The organism is Parabacteroides sp. Marseille-P3160 (genome assembly GCF_900162725.1).
Taxonomy (GTDB): domain Bacteria; phylum Bacteroidota; class Bacteroidia; order Bacteroidales; family Tannerellaceae; genus Marseille-P3160.
In genome coordinates, this window is record NZ_LT799418.1 from 522616 (window position 1) to 540825 (window position 18210).

Below are 18210 nucleotides of genomic sequence, written 5' to 3' on the forward strand. Positions count from 1 at the left end.
GTTTTTATTAATCGGAGAGTGAAAGAATTCCTTCCTTTGGGAGAATAATAAAAGAATGCAGCATAAATACCATGAAAAGGGTATTTATGTCTTCATGCAAATCCGTACTTTTGTTTATTCGCCTGCCGGTTTGCCTTTGGAATGGATGGCGGTTTGGTATAATATAATAAAATAGAAAGATCAATGCATGCAACCTATGCTCCTTTTGCAAGACCTCTTTATGTCATGCTGAAGCCTATCGGCGCTGTTTGTAATTTGAGGTGTGCCTACTGTTATTACCTGGAAAAGAAGGGACTTTATCCGGATGTGAATCGTTTTACAATGTCGGATGAATTGTTGGAGCAATTTGTAAAGGAATATTTTGAATCCCAGACTTCTCCCGCCGTCAATTTTACCTGGCACGGAGGGGAGACCTTGATGCGGAACCTCTCTTTCTATGAAAAGGCTTTACACTATCAGCGCATTTACGGACGGGGACGGCAGGTTGAAAATAGCATCCAGACGAATGGCGTGTTGCTGGACGATCGCTGGTGCCGCTTTTTCAAAGAGAATAATTTCCTGGTCGGTATTTCCATCGACGGGCCGCAACATTGCCATGACAAGTATCGGAGGGATGTAAATAAAGGGCCGACTTTTTATAAGGTAATGAAGGGTGTTGAGTTACTGAAAAAGCATGAGGTCGATTTCAACGTGATGGGAGTCGTTAATGATTATAATGTCGATTATCCGTTGGAGTTTTACCGGTTTTTCAAATCGATCGGCGCTCAGTTTATCCAGTTCTCCCCTATTGTAGAGCGCATCGACGGGAAACCTGCCCCGTGGAATGTCCCTGCCGGCAAATGGGGAGATTTCCTGATTGCGATATTTGACGAATGGGTCCGGAATGATGTCGGGACCTATTATGTCCAGTATTTTGATTCGACACTGGCCAATTGGGTCGGAGAAAAGCCGGGCGTCTGTACCTTATCCAAATATTGCGGACATGCCGGCGTGATGGAATTCAACGGTGACGTGTACAGTTGCGACCATTTTGTATATCCGGCCTATAAACTGGGAAACATCAGGCAGCAGAGCCTGACGGAAATGATGTATTCCGAAAAGCAACAGCAATTCGGCCTGGATAAATACGAAAAGTTGCCGCAACAGTGCAAAAACTGCGATGTCCTGTTCGCTTGCCACGGGGAATGTCCCAAAAACCGCATCATCTCTACGAAAGACGGCGAGCCGGGACTAAACTATCTCTGTGAAGGATATTATAAATTTTATACCCATGTAGCTCCCTATATGGATTACATGAAAAAGGAGTTATTAAATAAACGCCCTCCTGCCAATATTATGGAATATCTGAATCAGTAAGGCAAACATTTAAAAATTAAATTTCAACAAAGACCAATTGGGCAGCGGGGCGCAAACCCGGAGCATGTATCCCCCGGGAGCGTGTCTTCTGCGGAATGAAAGTAGATAATAAAATAATAGAACTGTCGCAGGGCGGTCCTGTTTTAATGTAAAATATATGAATAAGATAGTTATCGTATTTCTTTTCTCCTTCCTTGCCATGAATGTTTGTGCCGGGTCGGATGATCCTGTCCCGGAGATCGAAAGTGAGAATGGCGGTCCTTCCGGCTACCGCCTGGTGTGGAACGATGAATTCGATGAGTTGCCCGGCAGTACGGGGGCCTATCCTTTGCCTGGTAAGGAGTGGTGGTTCGAAACCGGGAACAACGGTTGGGGAAACAATGAACCTCAATATTATGTCGACAGAGTACTCGGGAAAGATACAGTAGCGAAGATAGAGAATGGCTCCCTGGTCATTACCGCTTTCAAACTGGTAACTCCTTATCAGGGTTCCGATTATATTTCCGCACGTATGAATACGGCAAAGTCATGGAAGTACGGCTATTTTGAAATGCGTGCGAAAGTGGCCGGCGGCCGGGGTGTCTGGCCTGCTTTTTGGATGTTGCCGAAGGATTTTCGCTCCTGGCCATTGGATGGAGAGATTGATATCATGGAATATGTTGGCTACCGGCCGGAAATCGTCCAGGCGTCCGTACATACCGATGCCTACAATCATGTCGCTCATACAGAAAAGACGGCTATGAAATCGATCGGAAATGCGGAAACGGAGTTTCATATCTATGCGGTGGAATGGACTGAAGATAAGATTGAAGGAAGTGTGGACGGTGTTGTTTATTTTACTTTTGAGAATGACAGGAAAGGGGATAAGAGAACCTGGCCGTTCAATGTCCCTTTTTATCTCAAGCTCAATCTGGCGATAGGAGGAAATTGGGGAGGATTGCAGGGAATCGATCCGGGGATATTTCCCGTTCGTTATGAGATTGATTACGTAAGGGTATATCAGAAATAGAGCGAGAGTATATAAAATCAAAATAAAGAGATAGATATGAAGAAGAAGCGCCGGCTCTTGATGAACCGGCGCTCTTTATTAGGTAGTGTTTATGGATTACCTTCTTGACTTGGAACGGCTTTCTTTACGGAAAGAACGGTCGGAAGATGCTCCGCGACGCCAGGGCTTATCACTGTTGCCGCCTTTGCCCGACCATTTGGAAGAGCGGTCGCTTTCATAGCTATCCCTGTTGCCTCCACGGCCCCGGAAGCCACTGCCGCCGTCTTTGCCTCCGTAGCGGGTGCCTCCTCCCTCTTTCTTACCTTGCGCCGGCTCTACCGAAATACGGCGGCCGTCGACTTCGAATCCGTTCATACCGTCCATGACCCGCTTTGCTTCCCGTTCCTCGACTTCGAAGAAGGAGAAATTATCGCGTAGATCGATCTTGCCGATCAGTACTTTGCCCGGTACACATTTATTGACCAATTCAATCAGTTGGTTCGGATATAAGCCGTCCGCCTTTCCGAAATTCAGGAAGAAACGGGCATAGCCTTTTTCCGATTCGAAGGAACGGCGTCCTTTTTTTCCATCCCCTTCGTCACTCCGTCCGGAACGTTCGTCCACTGCTTCAATCTCGTTGGCATCCTTGTAATATTCAAGCATCCGGCTGAATTCCAATGAAATCAAACGCTTGATAATGTCTTCCTTTTCCAGCCAATCCAGTTTGCGGAAGATAGAAGGGATAATTGATGCAATCTCATCTTCATTGACCTTGACTTTCTCTATTTGGTCCGCCAGGTTGAACAGCTGTTTTTCACAGATCGCTTTCCCGCTGGGTATTGTTCCTTTTTCAAATTCCTTGTTCAGAATCCGGCTGATTTCACGGATTTTCCCTTTCTCCTTGATATGGCAGATGGAAATGGAAATTCCTGTTTTGCCGGCGCGTCCGGTACGTCCGCTACGATGGGTATAGGACTCGATTTCATCCGGCAGGCCGTAGTTGATGACGTGTGTCAGGTCGTCCACATCCAAGCCGCGGGCGGCAACGTCGGTCGCCACCAGCAATTGCAGGTTTTTGATGCGGAACTTTTGCATTACGTAATCCCGTTGGGCCTGGCTTAATTCCCCGTGTAGGGAATCAGCATTATAGCCGTCCTGTATCAGTTTGTCGGCAATTTCCTGTGTCTCTTTGCGCGTCCGGCAAAAGACGATGCCGTAGATATTCGGATAGAAATCGACAATCCGTTTCAAGGCAAGGTATTTATCGCGCGCATGTACCATATAATAGATGTGGCGGATATTTTTGTTGCCCTCGTTTTTCTTTCCAATCACGATCTCTTTCGGAGAGCGCATATATTTCTTGGTGATGCCGGCGATGCCTTGCGGCATGGTAGCGGAGAAAAGCAGCATGTTGCGGTTTTCCGGCACTTCAGCCAGAATCGCATTGATACTGTCTGTAAAGCCCATGTTCAGCATCTCGTCCGCTTCGTCCAGAATCACATTGCGAACCGTCCCCAAGTCTACTGTCTTGCGGTTCATTAAATCCAAAAGGCGCCCCGGCGTAGCAACGACCACATGTACCCCGCCGCGAAGCGTTTTGATTTGGCTTTCGATGCTGGAACCTCCGTAAACCGGAAGGACCTTCAGCTTTTCCATATATTTGGAATAATCGTTCAGATCTCCGGCAATCTGCAAACAAAGTTCGCGTGTCGGGCACAGGATCAAAGCCTGCGGCTGTCTCTGGGATATATCGATTTTCTGTAAGATAGGAAGCCCGAAAGCGGCGGTTTTGCCCGTTCCTGTTTGTGCTAATGCAATTACATCATTGTCTTCGCCCAGTAGCAAAGGAATCACTTCCTCTTGCACGGGCATTGGGGATTCAAAACCCATTTCCTGAATTGCCTTAAGTATAACCGGAGCAATTCCTAATTCTTCAAATGTTTTCAAAATTTACTATAAGATAAGTATATAAAAAATACGCCTGCAAAGGTACGTATAATAATCCTTATATTAATGAGTTGGAGCAAAAATATTTTTAAAGCCGCTTGGATGGAGGATGCTTTCGTTTCTATTTTGTTTTTTCAGGAAAAAGGGTTTTCATTGGAAATAGGAGGACGCGAAATCCCGTGATACGTAATTGTTGTAACTTCGGCAAACTTCCGCGGAGAAATCAATGCCGCATTGGATGATCTTTCCCCACTGCTCTTCCGAAAGGTTGGGAAGATCCTCGCGATGAATGTCATACTTCAGCAGTCCCAGCAAAATGCCCGCATTGAAATTGTCTCCGGCGCCAATCGTACTGACCGTTTCGATCGGAGGAACATCATAATGATGCTTGCCCCGGCCGGTGTAAAGGTCTACCCCTTCGTTTCCATGGGTGCTGATAAAGCGGTCGCAATAAAACTGGATATGTTCTTTGTAAATGAAATCCATATCCGACTCACCGTAAATATTGAAGAAATCCTCGTTGGAACCTCGTACGATATCGGCAAATTCGAGGTTGTCCATTACTGTCGGCCGCAGCCGGATAGCTTCATGGGCATGTGATTTGCGAAAATTCGGATCGTAATAAATAATAGCCTTCCGTTCTTTTGCGTATTGCAGGAACTCCGTTACCGGATCCCTCAATACCGGGTTTAAGGCGTAGTAGGAACCAAAGATAAAGATATCGTCTTCATTGATGGGAGGAAGCGGAACTTCCAACCGCTGGTTCGGGTAGTCTTTATAAAAAAGGTAACTGGCATTGTGATCGTTGTCCAGAAAGGCTAAAGAGACCGGGCTTTTCCCGTCGGGGAAGCAATCGACGAAATCGGTGGAGATCTGGTTCTCCTTCATAAATTGGCGGATGATCTCTCCGACCCGGTCATTTCCCAACTCGCTGATAAACGTAACCGGAACGCCCGCCCGCCCCAAAGAAACGAGCCCGTTGAATACGGATCCTCCTGGAACGGCTTCAATTGGTTTACTTCCTTGGAAGATAATGTCGAGGATGGTTTCCCCGATTCCGATGACTTTTCTCATTTTACCTTATTGCTATACTTGTATTTCATTTTTCATTCCGGCTCAATTCCCGGCTTTTGGAGCCCAGATATCCGCCGTGATGCCGCTTGGCGTAGTCCTTGCTCGTATATCCGATCTTCTTCATCGTCTCTACCACCAGTATATCTCCGATCACGGTCATGACCGTTGTGGAGGTTGTAGGAGTCAGCCCTAAAGGGCACACCTCTTCCGGAGCTCCTGTCGGGAGGCAAACCGTTGCCGCTTTGGCCAGTTCACTGTCCGGATTGCCGGTAATCACGACAAACTTCATATCCGGCACCAGCCCGTGTGTCAATTCCGTCAATTCCACCAGTTCCCTTGTTTTCCCCGAATTGGAGATGAGCAACATAAGGTCATTCGGACGGACAATGCCCAAATCTCCGTGCTGCGCTTCGCTGGGATGTAGAAAGAAGGCCGGCGTTCCGGTCGAACTAAAAGTCGTTGCGACATTCATGGCTATTTGTCCGGCTTTTCCCATGCCGCTGACGATGAGGGTTCCCCCTAATTCATGTACATGCCGGACGATCAGTTCGACAGCTTGTCCATAGCCTTCGGTAATAGGGATGTTTTGTACGGCTTCCGCCTCTTTGGTCAGAATAGATGTGATATCTTCAGTTGTCATGTGTGATCGGATCCTTGTATTAATATTAATGAGATCATAAGATTTACAAAAGTACATCTTTCGGTGAGAAAACAATCTATCCGGGCTTAAAAACTAAAGAGAGGATAATCTCTCTTTTTGTCGTATTTTTGTGCGATGAAAAAAGAAAAAGAGATATTTCACTCGGCAATACTCCCCAACGGGCTTCGAATCGTCCATTTGGAGACTGATTCTCCGGTATCTTATGCCGGGCTTGTCGTTCAGGCAGGTACTAGGGATGAAGGTGAGCATGAATTCGGGTTGGCTCATTTTGTCGAACACATGCTTTTTAAAGGAACAGCCCGGCGCAAATCCTGGCATATCTTAAACCGGATGGAGAATGTGGGCGGTGAATTGAATGCTTATACGACGAAGGAAGAGACCTTTGTCTATTCCATTTTTATGGAAGAACATTTTAACCGGGCATTAGAGTTAATGAGCGATCTGGTTTTTCATTCTAATTTTCCGGTGGCGGAGATCGATAAGGAGAGGGAGGTTATTTTAGATGAGTTGAATTCATATAAAGACGACCCGGCGGAGTTGATTTTTGATGAATTTGAGAATCTTTTATTTGCCGGACATTCTTTGGGACATGCAATCCTGGGGACCGAGGAATCCTTACGTACCTTCGACACCTCTTCCGGACGTTCCTTTGTGGAGCGTTATTACCGTCCGGAAAATCTGGTCTTCTTTTCTATGGGACGAACCCCTTTTCAGCGGATCAGTAATTTAGCGGAAAAATATTTATGTGTGGCCTCGAACGGTTTCCGGCATCCTGACCGGAAGAAGCCCCAGACCTCTATTCCCCATTCCCTCCGGAAGAAAAAAGAGACCCACCAGACACACATTTTGCTGGGGGGGCAATCCTACGGTTTACACGATGCTAAACGTGTTCCCTTTTATTTGCTGAATAACATCCTGGGTGGGCCGGGGATGAACAGCCGGTTAAACGTATCGCTCCGGGAAAAGCAGGGGCTGGTTTATACGGTCGAGTCGAATGTAACCTCTTATACCGACACCGGCGTTTTTTCCATTTACTTCGGTACGGACCCGAGACAGATGGAAAAAGCCTTATCGCTGGTGCATAAAGAACTGAAAAAATTGCGGGAGGTAAAATTGACAACCACGCAGTTGGCGGCAGTCAAGAAGCAAATGATCGGACAGTTTTGTGTATCCAGTGATAATAAGGAGGGGACATTTCTGGCTTTAGGAAAAAGTTTCCTGCATTACGACCGTTATGACAGCCTGCCGGAAGTTATCGCCCAGATAGAGCAGATTACCGCTTCCGACCTGTTGGAAGTCGCCAATGAAATCCTGGCCCCGGATGCTTTGTCCCAATTGATCTATTATTAACCCGGACAGGTTAGACGAAGGTCGTCAAATGCTTGATAAAGATCTCTTCGGCTGATTCCACCCATGCTTTGAATGTGTTCTCCGCCGGTTTTCGGGATTCAATATAACTAAGTAAAGCCGAGATATCGAAACTTTTACCAATAATGCCCTCTCCGGTAGACACCGTATCGGCGGCATTAACCTCTTGCTCGATATGGGCCGGAATCATCATGATCGGTTTGCCTAAATAGAGTGCTTCGCAAACCGATTCGAAGCCGGAGGTGGTAATATATCCGCGGCAGTTTTTCATATAATGCAGGAAAAGTTCGTCGTCTATCTTGTGGAGTGTAAAAGTGTCATCGACTTTTAATTCTTTCGGAGCGTCTTTCTTATCCCAGAAGAAATGGAGGGGTGTCTCCGGATGTTTCTTATGCCAGTTACGCACCTCTTCCTCATAGCCTTGATTCAGCATATACCCCAGGATATAATCGCCTTCCTCCGGTTTCAGTTCAAGCACTTCATGGCGCAATAGCGGAGGAACTACGGCAATACGTTCATACAGGCAATCCTTGAGCGGATAAAAGGAAAGAGCAAGCGTTTTGGTCGTGCTGATACTGCTCAGAATAGCATGAAGGCGAAGTAGTAATAGTTGTTGAGTATCTCCTTTGCCGTATTTATATTCCGGATGCCTCAGCAAGTATTGATGTCCGATGCTGATAAAAGGGATCTCCTGGCGAAAGCGAAGATGACACATCCCGGTCAGCATCTCATAGAAATTGATAACGACATCCGGTTTATTCTTCTTAATTTCTTTGTTAATCAGTTCTATGCTCCGGTTGTATCTTCTTAGTTTGGGAGGATTGACATTATAAAGCACGGTCATGAGCAGATTGATATGCTTCTTGTCTTTTTTGAAGACAAAAGAAGGGGTTTCGAAAGTTGTGATAGGAGCCTTTATCTTTTCTGCAAAGAAGGCGGGTAATTCCCTTCCCCTGCTCTTGCCGACTAAGACATTGATCACTTCATGCCCATGGCGGCGCAGCATTTCTGCCAAAGAGATTGCCTGTGTAAGATGTCCTCTTCCCTCGCCCTGTACAACAAATAGATATTTCATAGACTATTTTTTTCGGTTTCCTGTTTGCTGCCGCTAAGATAGGCATTCTTGTTAAAAGAAATAACCGCCTTCCATAAATACCGTATACCTAATTTTTTCTTTGCAGAAAGATCTTTATTCAAAACCTTCCCGATTTCGCAATGATTTTTAAATTAGAACTTGAATTATCTTCAGAACAAGAAACAGTTAATAAAAGAATAATAAAAAATACACCCATGAACCCAAAACATCTTAAAAGAAATACAGTTTTACTCATTCTTTCTGAAAAGTAATTTCCTTTGATTCTCATATATTTAAATTGAATATATTGTATTATAGCTGCTTCCTGTTCTGTAATATTTCTTCAATGACATATCCTATAAAATACACGAAGTGGCATTAGATAAAATTAAAATTTAAACCAACAGATAAAATCAGTCTGTCTTCTAAACTCATCTTGCTATTGGTGAAAGATTGCATTATATATAAGTCACAAGAACTGACTTCATAAAAAAATGCGACCGATTTTATTATACAGTTTTGGTTCTTCAACTTATACTTAAGTCGTTCTCCTATAAATATATTTAATCTGAATCTCTCGGAATGCCAGTAATATCCATCAGGGAATCTATCTGGATTAAAAGAGAATAGTTTTTTATCATTTAATATTGCATTAATGTATATTCCTGTATTTAAAGGATCAAATGTAAATGGTTTATTTATTATAATCTCCCAAGGGCGATAGTTCTGTTTTAGGGTTACTGTAAATAGCGTAGGTCTATTTGCCGGGGTTGGGGCAAAACCAGACAATAATTCTGTTTCCCAGTGATTTTTCCCATAACCCCATCCCATCCCTAAATAAAACATTCCCATACCTCCTGCATATTGCAATTTAGTGTATTTAGGTGCAAACACTTTTATGAAAGCTGATTGAGAAGGGATATTATACTCTTTTTTCTCTTGGGCATTAAACTTTGTTGAACATAGCATTAGTAACAGAGGCAGTTTAAAATATAACATATTCATGTGTATAACCCTTTTTTGTTATTGTAAATACCAAATAACTTCGCTTTGCTATGTTGTCACAACCATAATATCTAATGCCATCTTCAAACAGATCCACATCTGAATAACGATGAGTATGCCCATGCAAGCAACAAAGTAAGTTTGGAAATTTCTTTATCGTTTCATGAAACTCTTCTGATAGCTTTTTATCATAAAATTGTTCACCTTTAGGTGGAGAATGTATAATAACTATTGTCTTATTTATTTTTTCTTTGTTTATGGAACTCAGATCATTAATATATTCTAATTGTTCTTTGAGAAAAGAAATATTCGGTATATTAACAGGTTTTTCATATTCTAACATATTGGTATTTAAAAATATAAACATTACATTAGAAACAACGAAGGAGAAATCCTCTTCTCCATATACGCTTTTATAGGTAATGTCCCCTCGACTCCTTATGTCATGATTTCCTATGAGCACTATATAAGGATAAATTAGACGGGATAGAATTTTTTCAGATAATTCGTACTCTTTTTTCAATCCAAAATCAGTAAAATCTCCAACATGAATTACAAAATCTATATCTTTTCTTTTATTAATATGTTTTACAAAATCCTCGGTGTCACCGTCATCTCTATGGGTATCACCAATAAAAACAAATTTAAGCGAATCCTTAGAATGTTTTTTTTGAATAGTTGATATTGCAATTGGATTTCTTGGCCCATTTTTAATATCTATTTTACCATCCAATGGATGATACTCAAAGTTGTCGCATGAGTATAAGAATGAGGCTAAAAGAAAGGGAAAAAAGAATAATGTCATAAAAGTCTTATATTTTAACATATGAATATTAGCCTTTGATGGAACATTTTCTTTCCCCAAGAATACCACTAAATACAATAATAAGAGAAAACCGAGAAATAAGGAGTAATGTAAATGCATAATTCGTGAAAATATATAAAAGTGACACACCTCCTTTTTATTGTATTATTGAAAAAACTTAATGGCATAAGCTATATCACTACCGCTTTCAATTCCATTAACGATTGTCAAGAGAGTTGAATACGCAAGAACATGTGTGCAAATAGCTGCACAAATCATGAAACAAGAAAGTGGAGCCGCTTTTTTCATTGTAGACCAGTTTTATAATTATTTTGGTCTTCAAATCTATATGATCTGATTTTACTATGAAATAAGCTATTGGTGGAGTGTCGCTTTTTTTGTTTTTTGAAAAATATAATATTCTGAAATTAACATGGTTACGCTATTGCTTATGTCGGTTGGATATCGCTTTTATTTAAAAGGACACTCCGGATATTCGATAAAATCAAGATTTACGCAATTCGTTGTCTATATATAATTGAATGTTTCCGAAAGAATCGAGTCCTAATTTCTTCCGTATAGTAGCCCTTTTCGATTGGATAGTACTGGTACTCAGATTCAGGACGACTGCAATTTCCATTCGGCTGAATTGGGCATACGTCAAGCAGCAGATGCGAAATTCCGATTTGTCCAATTGCGGATATTTTGCATGCAAGCGGTCGAAAAATCCATGTTCCAACTCATTCATCGATTGATACAGCAGATCCCAATCCAAAGAATCTTGCCCATAAACGATCTCATTGAATTCCTTGATCAGTTTCTGCGATTGTTTTTTATCCTGCTCTGCGATCTTACTCTCCAAAAGAGCCGCTTTTCTTAATATTTCGAAATGACGGACTAAAGTGTTATGGATAGAGCGTTCTTGTTCTCTATAATTTTCAGCCATATCCATCAGGGCATGTAATTTTTGTTCCGTTTCTGCCACCTTCTTTTTGTCATGGATGCTTTTGAGGTAAAAGAAGAAGACAATTAAAATGCATATGGAAAAAGCGGCCGAAGCAAATAGAAGCGTACGCTCTTTTTGCAATGCCAATTGGTTATTTTCATTCTGTATCCGTTCGAAATCATATTTCTTCTGGATATCCAGAACCGCTTTATTCTTATTTTCGTCTATGATGGAAGACAGATAACGGGTATAGCTTTTATGATATTCCAACGCTTTCTGAAAGTTAGCCCGACTTTCCTCTATCTTGGACAACAGAGAGTAGGTATTAGCCAGCAGATGGTTTTCTTCTGTTTTTCCTTGAAGTGCAAGAACTTTATGTGCATAAAACAGGGCCGAATCCTTTTGATTCTCTTTTTCAAAAACCTTTGCTATATTGAGATAGATTCTCGCCTGTTCCGTTTCATTTATTGCATAAGGAATAGCTTTTTTGAAGGATTGTTTCGCTTGGATATAATCGCCTTTTTCCCGGTAAAGAACTCCGATGTTCTGATTAATCATTGCCGACCGGATGCTGTCTTTTACGGTTTCAGCCAATGCAAGTCCTTTAGTATAATAGTGGGATGCACTGTCTATTTTTGCTTTTAACAGATAGCAATTTCCAATGAGAGTGTAGATCCCAATCTCATTCTTCCGGTTTTTGATTTTCTGAAAGTATGCAACGGCCCTTTTGAATCGGTAGATAGCTTCGTCCTTTAATAATTGGTCGAATAAGATGCTCCCCACCGCACTTTGTATCAGTCCTTTTAGATTCGTGTCATCCGCTTGGTTCGCATACGTTTCTGCCGTTAAATAACAAGACATCGCTTCTTCCCCTTTCTTTTGCTCCTGCAATACCCGCCCGCAATAAAAGTAAGCCAAAGCTGTATTTCTATTGTCTTTTTTAGCTATATAATAATTCTTTACCCGGAAGATGAGAGTATCGGAAGTGATATTCCTGTTCGCTTTATCTTTTGCCTGAATTTGCAATAACAAATATCTATTGTATTGTTGTTTGCTTAATTCATAGGGATTCATGATGGAATCGAGGCAGGCCAGGGCGCTGTCGGGATTTTGTTCGACCAGCCTTTCGGCCGTATCCAATAAACCGGCCGTATGCGAGGTTTCTTTGTTACAGGAAATCAGATATACGCTTGATAAAATGCAGATAATGCAAAACCGTATAGACTTTAATTGTGGCATGAGATTGTATTTGAGCGAATACACAAAGATAGAAAAAGATCCCGTTGTTAACTTTTCTGCTGTAAAAATGTTTTATGGAAGGTTTTTGGCTTGTTTTTGATTAAAAAGAAACTCGCCCGGACAATTTGAATCGTCATTCGAACGAGTTTTCTTTCCATGTTTCCTCACGCAACTATTCTATCGTCCGAGCCAGAACCAACCGGCTGCCGCTACGCCGTTGCTAATAAATACTAACATTCAAAGGGTTGCATCCGTTTTGGTTTGCAATACCGCAAAAAATACACTTTTTTTGTGTATATCGAGAAATACCCCTATCTTTATATCGGATAAATAAATGATATGGAAATTACTTTTGAGAAAGAATATTTGTCTGGACTTTATTACAAAGGGAAAACATCGGATAAAAAGCACCGGTTTCAACCGGAGGTAATAAAGAGCTACAAACTCCGTATTGAAGCCCTTGAAAGTGCTGATTGTATTGAAGACTTATTTCAAATCAATACACTTCATTATGAAGCAGTTGTTCGAGAATCTCTTTGGTCAAACCGTTTTCGGCAGCTTGGCGGCGGAGATTTGTCAAGGCTTGTTTAAATTCATCTTGCTCTGCCAACCGAACATGCTCTTTCATCCTTAATTCTGTTTCTTTGATAAACTGCCGTTTAATTTCAGCCGGCACTTTTCGCCAGGCGGAGGCGGTACTACTATCTACTTCCAATACAATGCGTTCCATATTTATCATCTTTATAAAGTTTCACTTCCGAGAAGTGCCAATAGCAAAGGTACTAAAAAGGGAACAACAAACGGAATAGAATAATGTATAAAAAACAAACAGCGATTTTCAATTTTATTTATTAATTAAACATTTTCAAGTATGAAGAAACATTTATTCCTTCTTCGGCTCTCGCCGGAAAAAGAAGGCCCCCGGACGGACAACGATTCGGATCGCTGCCGGCCGGGGGCCTTGCCGGACTATTCCGGACGGAGGGCTACCGCCTGAAACGGAACCATACGGCCGTGGCTGCCGCCGCTACGAGGCACAGCCCGATTCCATACCAAATCCACGGAGTGGCTTCCCGCTTCTTTTCGCTCACCTTTTCCTGTACCTCCGAATGACGGACCGCTTCCCCGGTCGTATCGGCGATACGTGTAAAGAGACTCTCGGCCTGCTCACTCCCTTGTTCCCGTGTGATCCGCCGGGTGACGGTCCGGACGTATTGTTTGCCCAGGCTGTCGGGAGGCGATAAGGCGAATTGCTCCGTCCACTGGTCCGTTCGATACTCCTTTTGCCGCTGCGTAGTCTCCCGGAGGCTGTCCCGCTTTTGTACCCTGACGGAATCCGTTCGGGAGGCGGTCGTCTGCCGTACCGTTTTACGGCTACCCGAGCAAGAGACAGCTAAGTAAGTCAGGAATCCTAAAAGGATAAAAAACATCGTCCGTTTCATTGGTATAAAACTTGACGGCGGTTATTCCCTTCCTGTTTCAGCGAAAGATGCAGGAAATGCCTCTTCCGGTAATAGATCGCCTGGTCGAATGGGAGGGAGGAATCCAGCAAACAGTCTAGCAACGCTTTCGGCTGCAACACATAGAGATCGGCCGCCTCGCCGAGCCGGTGCTGCGAGTTGGCAACACCTTTGACCAACCGGTTCAGCTCCTCGCAGCGGTAGCCGCTGGTGACTTGGATCGGGCCGCCGTACAGCCGGCGCAACGGGTCGAGCAATTTGCTTACCAGATGTCTCAGCGCTTCGACCGCACGGGGTGGCGGCGTATTATCTAATCCATGCTCAATCGCTACCCGGCTATAAGTAAACTCGCTTAACATGAAATAGCTTCCGAGCTGTTCCGGGTTCATCCTTTCTTTTCTATTTTTAATCTCCATCTTCGTTTATTTTACTTTTATCTTGTAAGAATAATCCACGCCGAACAATGCGCCGGAAAAGGTGCAGACCTCTCCGAATGCAACCAGCACGCTACTGTCGATCTCCCCCGTCGGGGGAACCCAGAATCCGAAAAAGACCAACGTAAGGCCGGCTACACAGAGTAGCACGTTTTACCCCTTAAAAAATAAAAACCACAAGCACTTACTAACCTGTTTTACAGAAATATAAGATTAATCATATCCCGATATAGCACCATGGAATGCTTTTAAAATACTTGCAATTACTTGCAAATTCTGTACATAACTGATATATTTGCGTCATTGAACTTGCAAAAAACTTGCAAAAATTATGACTATAAAAGTAATTGTAGACGCTCGCAGAGCTAATAAAGATGGTCTGTATCCTGTTAAATTGAGTTTCTCTAATCACGGGAAGACGGCACTTTCATCATTGGGTATTTATGTTGATCCGGATGAGTTTGATCCGGCAAACAACCTGCTATTACTATCTAATAAGGCCACCAAATTGGAAAATCAGAGGTCTAACATACGAATAAAAAACGATTTGACACGTGCGCAAAACCTGCTATTATCCTTGCAAGTTGAAGGTCGGGATAATATATCACCCGTCAAGTTCAAAAAGATGTTGGATAAAGGCGGAGACATAATGACTAACAGATCATTTAACGCATATTGTCGGGAAGTTATAACCAGGAAATCAGGAAGGACAAAGAGATCGTATCAATCGACGCTGAAGAAAATTGAACGTTATTTTGGGAAAAGCGTGTTCTTCGATGAAATAAATTATAAGTGGCTTGATTCGTTTGACAGAAAGATGAAAAACGAAGAGCTAAGAGATAAGGATGGTAATATAATTCGAGATGGATTAAGTACTAATGCCAGGTCGGTGCATTTAAAGGTTATCCAGTCCGTCTTTAATAGTGCGATCGATGAGGAACTTATCGGGCTTGAATTGTACCCTTTCCGAAGGTATAAAATAGTCCGGGAACTTACCAGGAAGAGGGCATTATCACTTCCAGAAATACAGTCCATTTTCGATTACTCCGGATCCGTTCAGGAAAATTGGGCTGTTGATGTGGCAAAGATCATTTTCTTTCTGATAGGTATCAATATAAAAGATCTATACTACCTGGAAGAATATCATTCTGGAAGAATATTTTACAAACGGGCGAAAACTGGCCGGATGTATGATATTAAGACAGAGCCGGAAGCGATCCGGATGATTGAAAAATATAAGGGGAAAAATAGAGTGTTTCGTTTTTCAGACGATTTCCTTGCGCACGGATCTTTTTCTAAAAAGGTCAACAAATACCTACGTTCGGTCGGGAAAAAGATGGGAATTCCCATGTTAACCACTTACGTATTTAGGCACACATGGGCTACGTTAGCGGCTGAATTGGATATACCGAAAGAAACCATCGCCGCCGCCCTTGGGCACTCTCAAAATGCAACCGTTACCGACGTTTATATCGACTTTAATAGAAAGAAGGTAGATGAGGCAAATCGGAGGGTTATAGACTATGCGTTAGGGTTATCAGATAAATAATCCATTAGGGCAAAAAACAAAGATCGGGGATTCGCTGATGTTGGAAGAGGAAACATTGAAATTTACCGACGATTTTGTTCAACAGTATCATTTAACCCGATTATCATCAATTTCGAGGGATACTAAATTCCACGTGTCGCTATTAGGTGACTGCCGTGAGACTGTAGCGAGGTAATCATTTCTAACCAATGCGCCGAAGAGATTTTGAGAATCAACATACGCCTTCACGATAAAAGTGTTTTCGGATGTGTTTTGTACTGTTATGTCTTGAAATGAAGGAAATTTAGCTGTAGCGGGAGTTTTTAAGAATCTTTTCACGAAATCTTGAGAAATATTATAAGCAGTATATTTTGATAACTCATTATTATGATCGTTATTATCATCGCCACTATACACGATAGCTAATATTACAAGAGAAAGACCAACCAATGCGATTATGCCGGTTTTTTTATTATCAGATAACTGTCCCATGTTTTTATATTTTAAAGAGTTAAAATATTTTTTTTGATACAACTATGATTTTATTTTCGTTTTAAAATTAATGATTACGCACTTGCGGAGTCCTTACCTTTTCTTTCTCCGAGACCGTGAAGCTCCCTGAGTATGCGATTTTCTCCCCTTAGCATGTTGATTTCGGCTTTGAGTTGTTCAATTTCCTCATTTGAGGATTTGTCTCCGTCCTTGCCGGAATATTTATCTACTGACTTAAGCATGTTCCCTTTACCGGTAATAAGCCATTCAAGACTCAAATCGGGATAAGCATTAGATATTTTAGCGAGATTTGGAGAACTAATGCCTCTTTTAATATTATTTACGGTCCCATTACTTATACCGCATATCTCTTCAAATTTGCCTTGGCCGATTTTTAGGTAATTTAAAAAGCTTGTAATCCTGTATTTTATATTATCGCTCATATTTTACAGATTTAATTCTGTATATTTATACTCGATTAATCACTTAAATTATTGCTATGACTGATAAAGAATATAACGAACTCAAAGAAACGTTAGAAAAAGGAATCTCTATAATTGGGCAAATAGTGTATTGTATGATAGCTTCATAATAAAGAATTGACTATAGATTGTACGATAATAGTAGCCACAGATCCGACAATGGCTCCTATTATTGTGCGTGTAAGCTCCCTCCTTTCTGATTTATGTAATAAGATTTCAAGTTCCCTTATCTTTTCATCTTTATTAGATTCGATTAGCTCCTGGATATTACTTAAATCAGGACTGCACATTGTTTTATGCAGTTCCTCTTGGTGTGAATAGAACGCATCGAGGCTGCTTTTAACGCTGCCTAAAATATCCCCTCTCTCATTTGAAGTATATCCCATAATGTTTAATAATAGTTAAAACACAGAATTATTTCTGCATTTATTTGTTTTGCAGAATTATTTCTGTAATATTTGCATCAGTAATAAACGAAACATAAAGATATAAAAATGGCTGTCGCGTATAAAACCGTGATTATCAAACCCTTTTTACATACGGCAAATATAGTGACGCCATTTTATATATCAAAACAAAAAGCGAAAAATAATATGGTAGAAGAATTAAAAAAAATGTCGCCGGGTGAATCGAAGTTATTCACTTATCAGGATGACGGGGAAGTGTATACGTTCCGGGCTGTTTGCCGGTATGTGGCAAGGCGGTACCACAAAAGGAAAATCAAATTCACTACAAAGGATTTTCCCGAGAAGAAGCAGTTATTAATCACAGCCAATAAGGTAAAAATGGAGAGGGCATGAAACGAACTATAAATAATCTTACCGTGAAAGAATGGTTTTCCGAAAGAGAAGCCGCCACATACACAGGTATGAGCGTTAAAGCCTTGCAGCGATTAAGGTATAACGGACGGGTTACATTCGGAGTAAAGAGAGACGGACGTTCGATCACATATCGAAAGAGAGACCTTGATGTTTTGATGGAAAAGAATTTCAGGTTTTATGCGGCTTCACCAATAGATGCTAATGAAGGGAGATTTAGGACATGAAGAAGGGTAATAGAGCAGTGTTTCGGATTGATGATTATTCTGCAATGAGAATAAACGAAATATCAAAAGAAACCGGAGTCTCTAAATCGGCCGTCATCAGGATGATGGTCGGTTTAGGTCTCGAAAGGGTAACCGATAAAGAAGGATATACGACAAATGATGGAAAACGCTACGCCTCGGAAGAGGCTAAACACCAACAAGAAAATACCTGCCTCAAAAAAGGTGGCGGAGATTTTATCTCGAAATTATCTCCTTCTTAAAAATAAACTGGAATGTACGCCTTGCGGGAATATACTATCAGAAAG

22 protein-coding genes are annotated in these 18210 nt (G+C 41.9%); 8 read left to right on the forward strand and 14 right to left on the reverse strand.

The genetic code is table 11. The features are described from left to right. Nucleotides 1–183: 183 nt before the first annotated feature. Complete coding sequence (locus tag BQ8014_RS02085; protein WP_080902912.1) at nt 184–1356, forward strand: anaerobic sulfatase-maturation protein; 1173 nt, start codon at nt 184–186, stop codon at nt 1354–1356. 157 nt (nt 1357–1513) lie between these two features. Further along, nucleotides 1514–2365, forward strand: coding sequence for a glycoside hydrolase family 16 protein (locus BQ8014_RS02090; protein ID WP_080902913.1), 852 nt, complete (start codon nt 1514–1516; stop codon nt 2363–2365). Nucleotides 2366–2461: 96 nt separating this feature from the next. Here the strand turns inward: BQ8014_RS02090 and BQ8014_RS02095 are convergent, their stop codons facing one another. The 3 genes from BQ8014_RS02095 to BQ8014_RS02105 all read right to left on the reverse strand — a co-directional run bounded on the left by BQ8014_RS02095 (nt 2462) and on the right by BQ8014_RS02105 (nt 6005). Further along, a complete protein-coding gene (locus tag BQ8014_RS02095; protein ID WP_080905763.1) occupies nt 2462–4234 on the reverse strand; it encodes a DEAD/DEAH box helicase in 1773 nt (590 codons plus the stop codon). Between the two features lie 207 nt (nt 4235–4441). Further along, nucleotides 4442–5365 (reverse strand): carbohydrate kinase family protein, encoded by a 924-nt coding sequence (locus BQ8014_RS02100; RefSeq protein WP_080902914.1) that lies wholly within the window; start codon nt 5363–5365, stop codon nt 4442–4444. A 25-nt stretch (nt 5366–5390) separates the two neighbouring features. Continuing rightward, nucleotides 5391–6005, reverse strand: a complete 615-nt coding sequence (locus BQ8014_RS02105) for an SIS domain-containing protein (RefSeq protein WP_080905764.1) — start codon at nt 6003–6005, stop codon at nt 5391–5393. Nucleotides 6006–6140: 135 nt separating this feature from the next. On the opposite strand from BQ8014_RS02105, the gene BQ8014_RS02110 reads away from it, so the two are divergent. After that, on the forward strand, nt 6141–7376 hold the full coding sequence (locus BQ8014_RS02110) for a M16 family metallopeptidase (protein ID WP_080902915.1): 1236 nt from the start codon (nt 6141–6143) through the stop codon (nt 7374–7376). 10 nt (nt 7377–7386) lie between these two features. Here the strand turns inward: BQ8014_RS02110 and BQ8014_RS02115 are convergent, their stop codons facing one another. From BQ8014_RS02115 to BQ8014_RS02140, 5 genes are all read right to left on the reverse strand, one after another. Further along, nucleotides 7387–8469, reverse strand: coding sequence for a glycosyltransferase family protein (locus BQ8014_RS02115; RefSeq protein WP_080902916.1), 1083 nt, complete (start codon nt 8467–8469; stop codon nt 7387–7389). 378 nt (nt 8470–8847) lie between these two features. Beyond that, entirely contained in the window at nt 8848–9474 is a 627-nt protein-coding gene (locus BQ8014_RS02120; RefSeq protein ID WP_080902917.1) for a hypothetical protein, read from the reverse strand. Then, nucleotides 9455–10279, reverse strand: a complete 825-nt coding sequence (locus tag BQ8014_RS02125) for a metallophosphoesterase family protein (RefSeq protein ID WP_087880534.1) — start codon at nt 10277–10279, stop codon at nt 9455–9457. Before BQ8014_RS02125 ends, BQ8014_RS02120 begins: the two co-directional genes overlap by 20 nt. 505 nt (nt 10280–10784) lie before the next feature. Further along, a complete protein-coding gene (locus tag BQ8014_RS02130) occupies nt 10785–12464 on the reverse strand; it encodes a tetratricopeptide repeat protein (protein ID WP_080902919.1) in 1680 nt (559 codons plus the stop codon). A 496-nt stretch (nt 12465–12960) separates the two neighbouring features. Further along, nucleotides 12961–13194 carry a hypothetical protein gene (locus BQ8014_RS02140; protein ID WP_139785049.1) on the reverse strand — a complete coding sequence of 78 codons (234 nt, stop codon included), beginning with the start codon at nt 13192–13194 and terminating at the stop codon, nt 12961–12963. A gap of 141 nt (nt 13195–13335) precedes the next feature. Here BQ8014_RS02140 and BQ8014_RS19845 point away from each other — a divergent pair, with 141 nt between their 5' ends. Further along, nucleotides 13336–13461, forward strand: a complete 126-nt coding sequence (locus BQ8014_RS19845; RefSeq protein WP_255376290.1) for a hypothetical protein — start codon at nt 13336–13338, stop codon at nt 13459–13461. Here BQ8014_RS19845 and BQ8014_RS02145 read toward each other — a convergent pair. The 3 genes from BQ8014_RS02145 to BQ8014_RS19480 are packed head-to-tail and all read right to left on the reverse strand — an operon-like array spanning nt 13451 to nt 14508. Continuing rightward, nucleotides 13451–13906 carry a hypothetical protein gene (locus tag BQ8014_RS02145; RefSeq protein WP_080902922.1) on the reverse strand — a complete coding sequence of 152 codons (456 nt, stop codon included), beginning with the start codon at nt 13904–13906 and terminating at the stop codon, nt 13451–13453. The genes BQ8014_RS19845 and BQ8014_RS02145 overlap by 11 nt on opposite strands. After that, complete coding sequence (locus BQ8014_RS02150) at nt 13903–14340, reverse strand: D-Ala-D-Ala carboxypeptidase family metallohydrolase (RefSeq protein WP_080902923.1); 438 nt, start codon at nt 14338–14340, stop codon at nt 13903–13905. The genes BQ8014_RS02145 and BQ8014_RS02150 overlap by 4 nt, the downstream gene beginning before the upstream one ends. Before the next feature lie 6 nt (nt 14341–14346). Next, on the reverse strand, nt 14347–14508 hold the full coding sequence (locus tag BQ8014_RS19480; protein ID WP_200814332.1) for a hypothetical protein: 162 nt from the start codon (nt 14506–14508) through the stop codon (nt 14347–14349). A gap of 181 nt (nt 14509–14689) precedes the next feature. Here BQ8014_RS19480 and BQ8014_RS02155 point away from each other — a divergent pair, with 181 nt between their 5' ends. Beyond that, the gene (locus BQ8014_RS02155) at nt 14690–15907 is read left to right on the forward strand and encodes a site-specific integrase (protein ID WP_080902924.1); all 1218 of its coding nucleotides are present in this window, start codon (nt 14690–14692) and stop codon (nt 15905–15907) included. Nucleotides 15908–15994: 87 nt separating this feature from the next. Here the strand turns inward: BQ8014_RS02155 and BQ8014_RS02160 are convergent, their stop codons facing one another. From BQ8014_RS02160 to BQ8014_RS19605, 3 genes are all read right to left on the reverse strand, one after another. Then, entirely contained in the window at nt 15995–16378 is a 384-nt protein-coding gene (locus BQ8014_RS02160) for a hypothetical protein (RefSeq protein ID WP_080902925.1), read from the reverse strand. A 74-nt stretch (nt 16379–16452) separates the two neighbouring features. Further along, on the reverse strand, nt 16453–16821 hold the full coding sequence (locus BQ8014_RS02165; protein ID WP_080902926.1) for a helix-turn-helix transcriptional regulator: 369 nt from the start codon (nt 16819–16821) through the stop codon (nt 16453–16455). Between the two features lie 143 nt (nt 16822–16964). Then, the gene (locus BQ8014_RS19605; protein ID WP_080902927.1) at nt 16965–17246 is read right to left on the reverse strand and encodes a hypothetical protein; all 282 of its coding nucleotides are present in this window, start codon (nt 17244–17246) and stop codon (nt 16965–16967) included. A gap of 108 nt (nt 17247–17354) precedes the next feature. On the opposite strand from BQ8014_RS19605, the gene BQ8014_RS02175 reads away from it, so the two are divergent. Genes BQ8014_RS02175 through BQ8014_RS02185 form a run of 3 tightly spaced genes read left to right on the forward strand, consistent with a single transcriptional unit; the run spans nt 17355 to nt 18165 of the window. After that, nucleotides 17355–17660 carry a hypothetical protein gene (locus tag BQ8014_RS02175; protein ID WP_080902928.1) on the forward strand — a complete coding sequence of 102 codons (306 nt, stop codon included), beginning with the start codon at nt 17355–17357 and terminating at the stop codon, nt 17658–17660. After that, nucleotides 17657–17905 (forward strand): helix-turn-helix domain-containing protein, encoded by a 249-nt coding sequence (locus BQ8014_RS02180; RefSeq protein ID WP_080902929.1) that lies wholly within the window; start codon nt 17657–17659, stop codon nt 17903–17905. The genes BQ8014_RS02175 and BQ8014_RS02180 overlap by 4 nt, the downstream gene beginning before the upstream one ends. A 44-nt stretch (nt 17906–17949) precedes the next feature. Beyond that, nucleotides 17950–18165, forward strand: coding sequence for a hypothetical protein (locus BQ8014_RS02185; protein WP_139785050.1), 216 nt, complete (start codon nt 17950–17952; stop codon nt 18163–18165). Nucleotides 18166–18210: the final 45 nt, after the last annotated feature.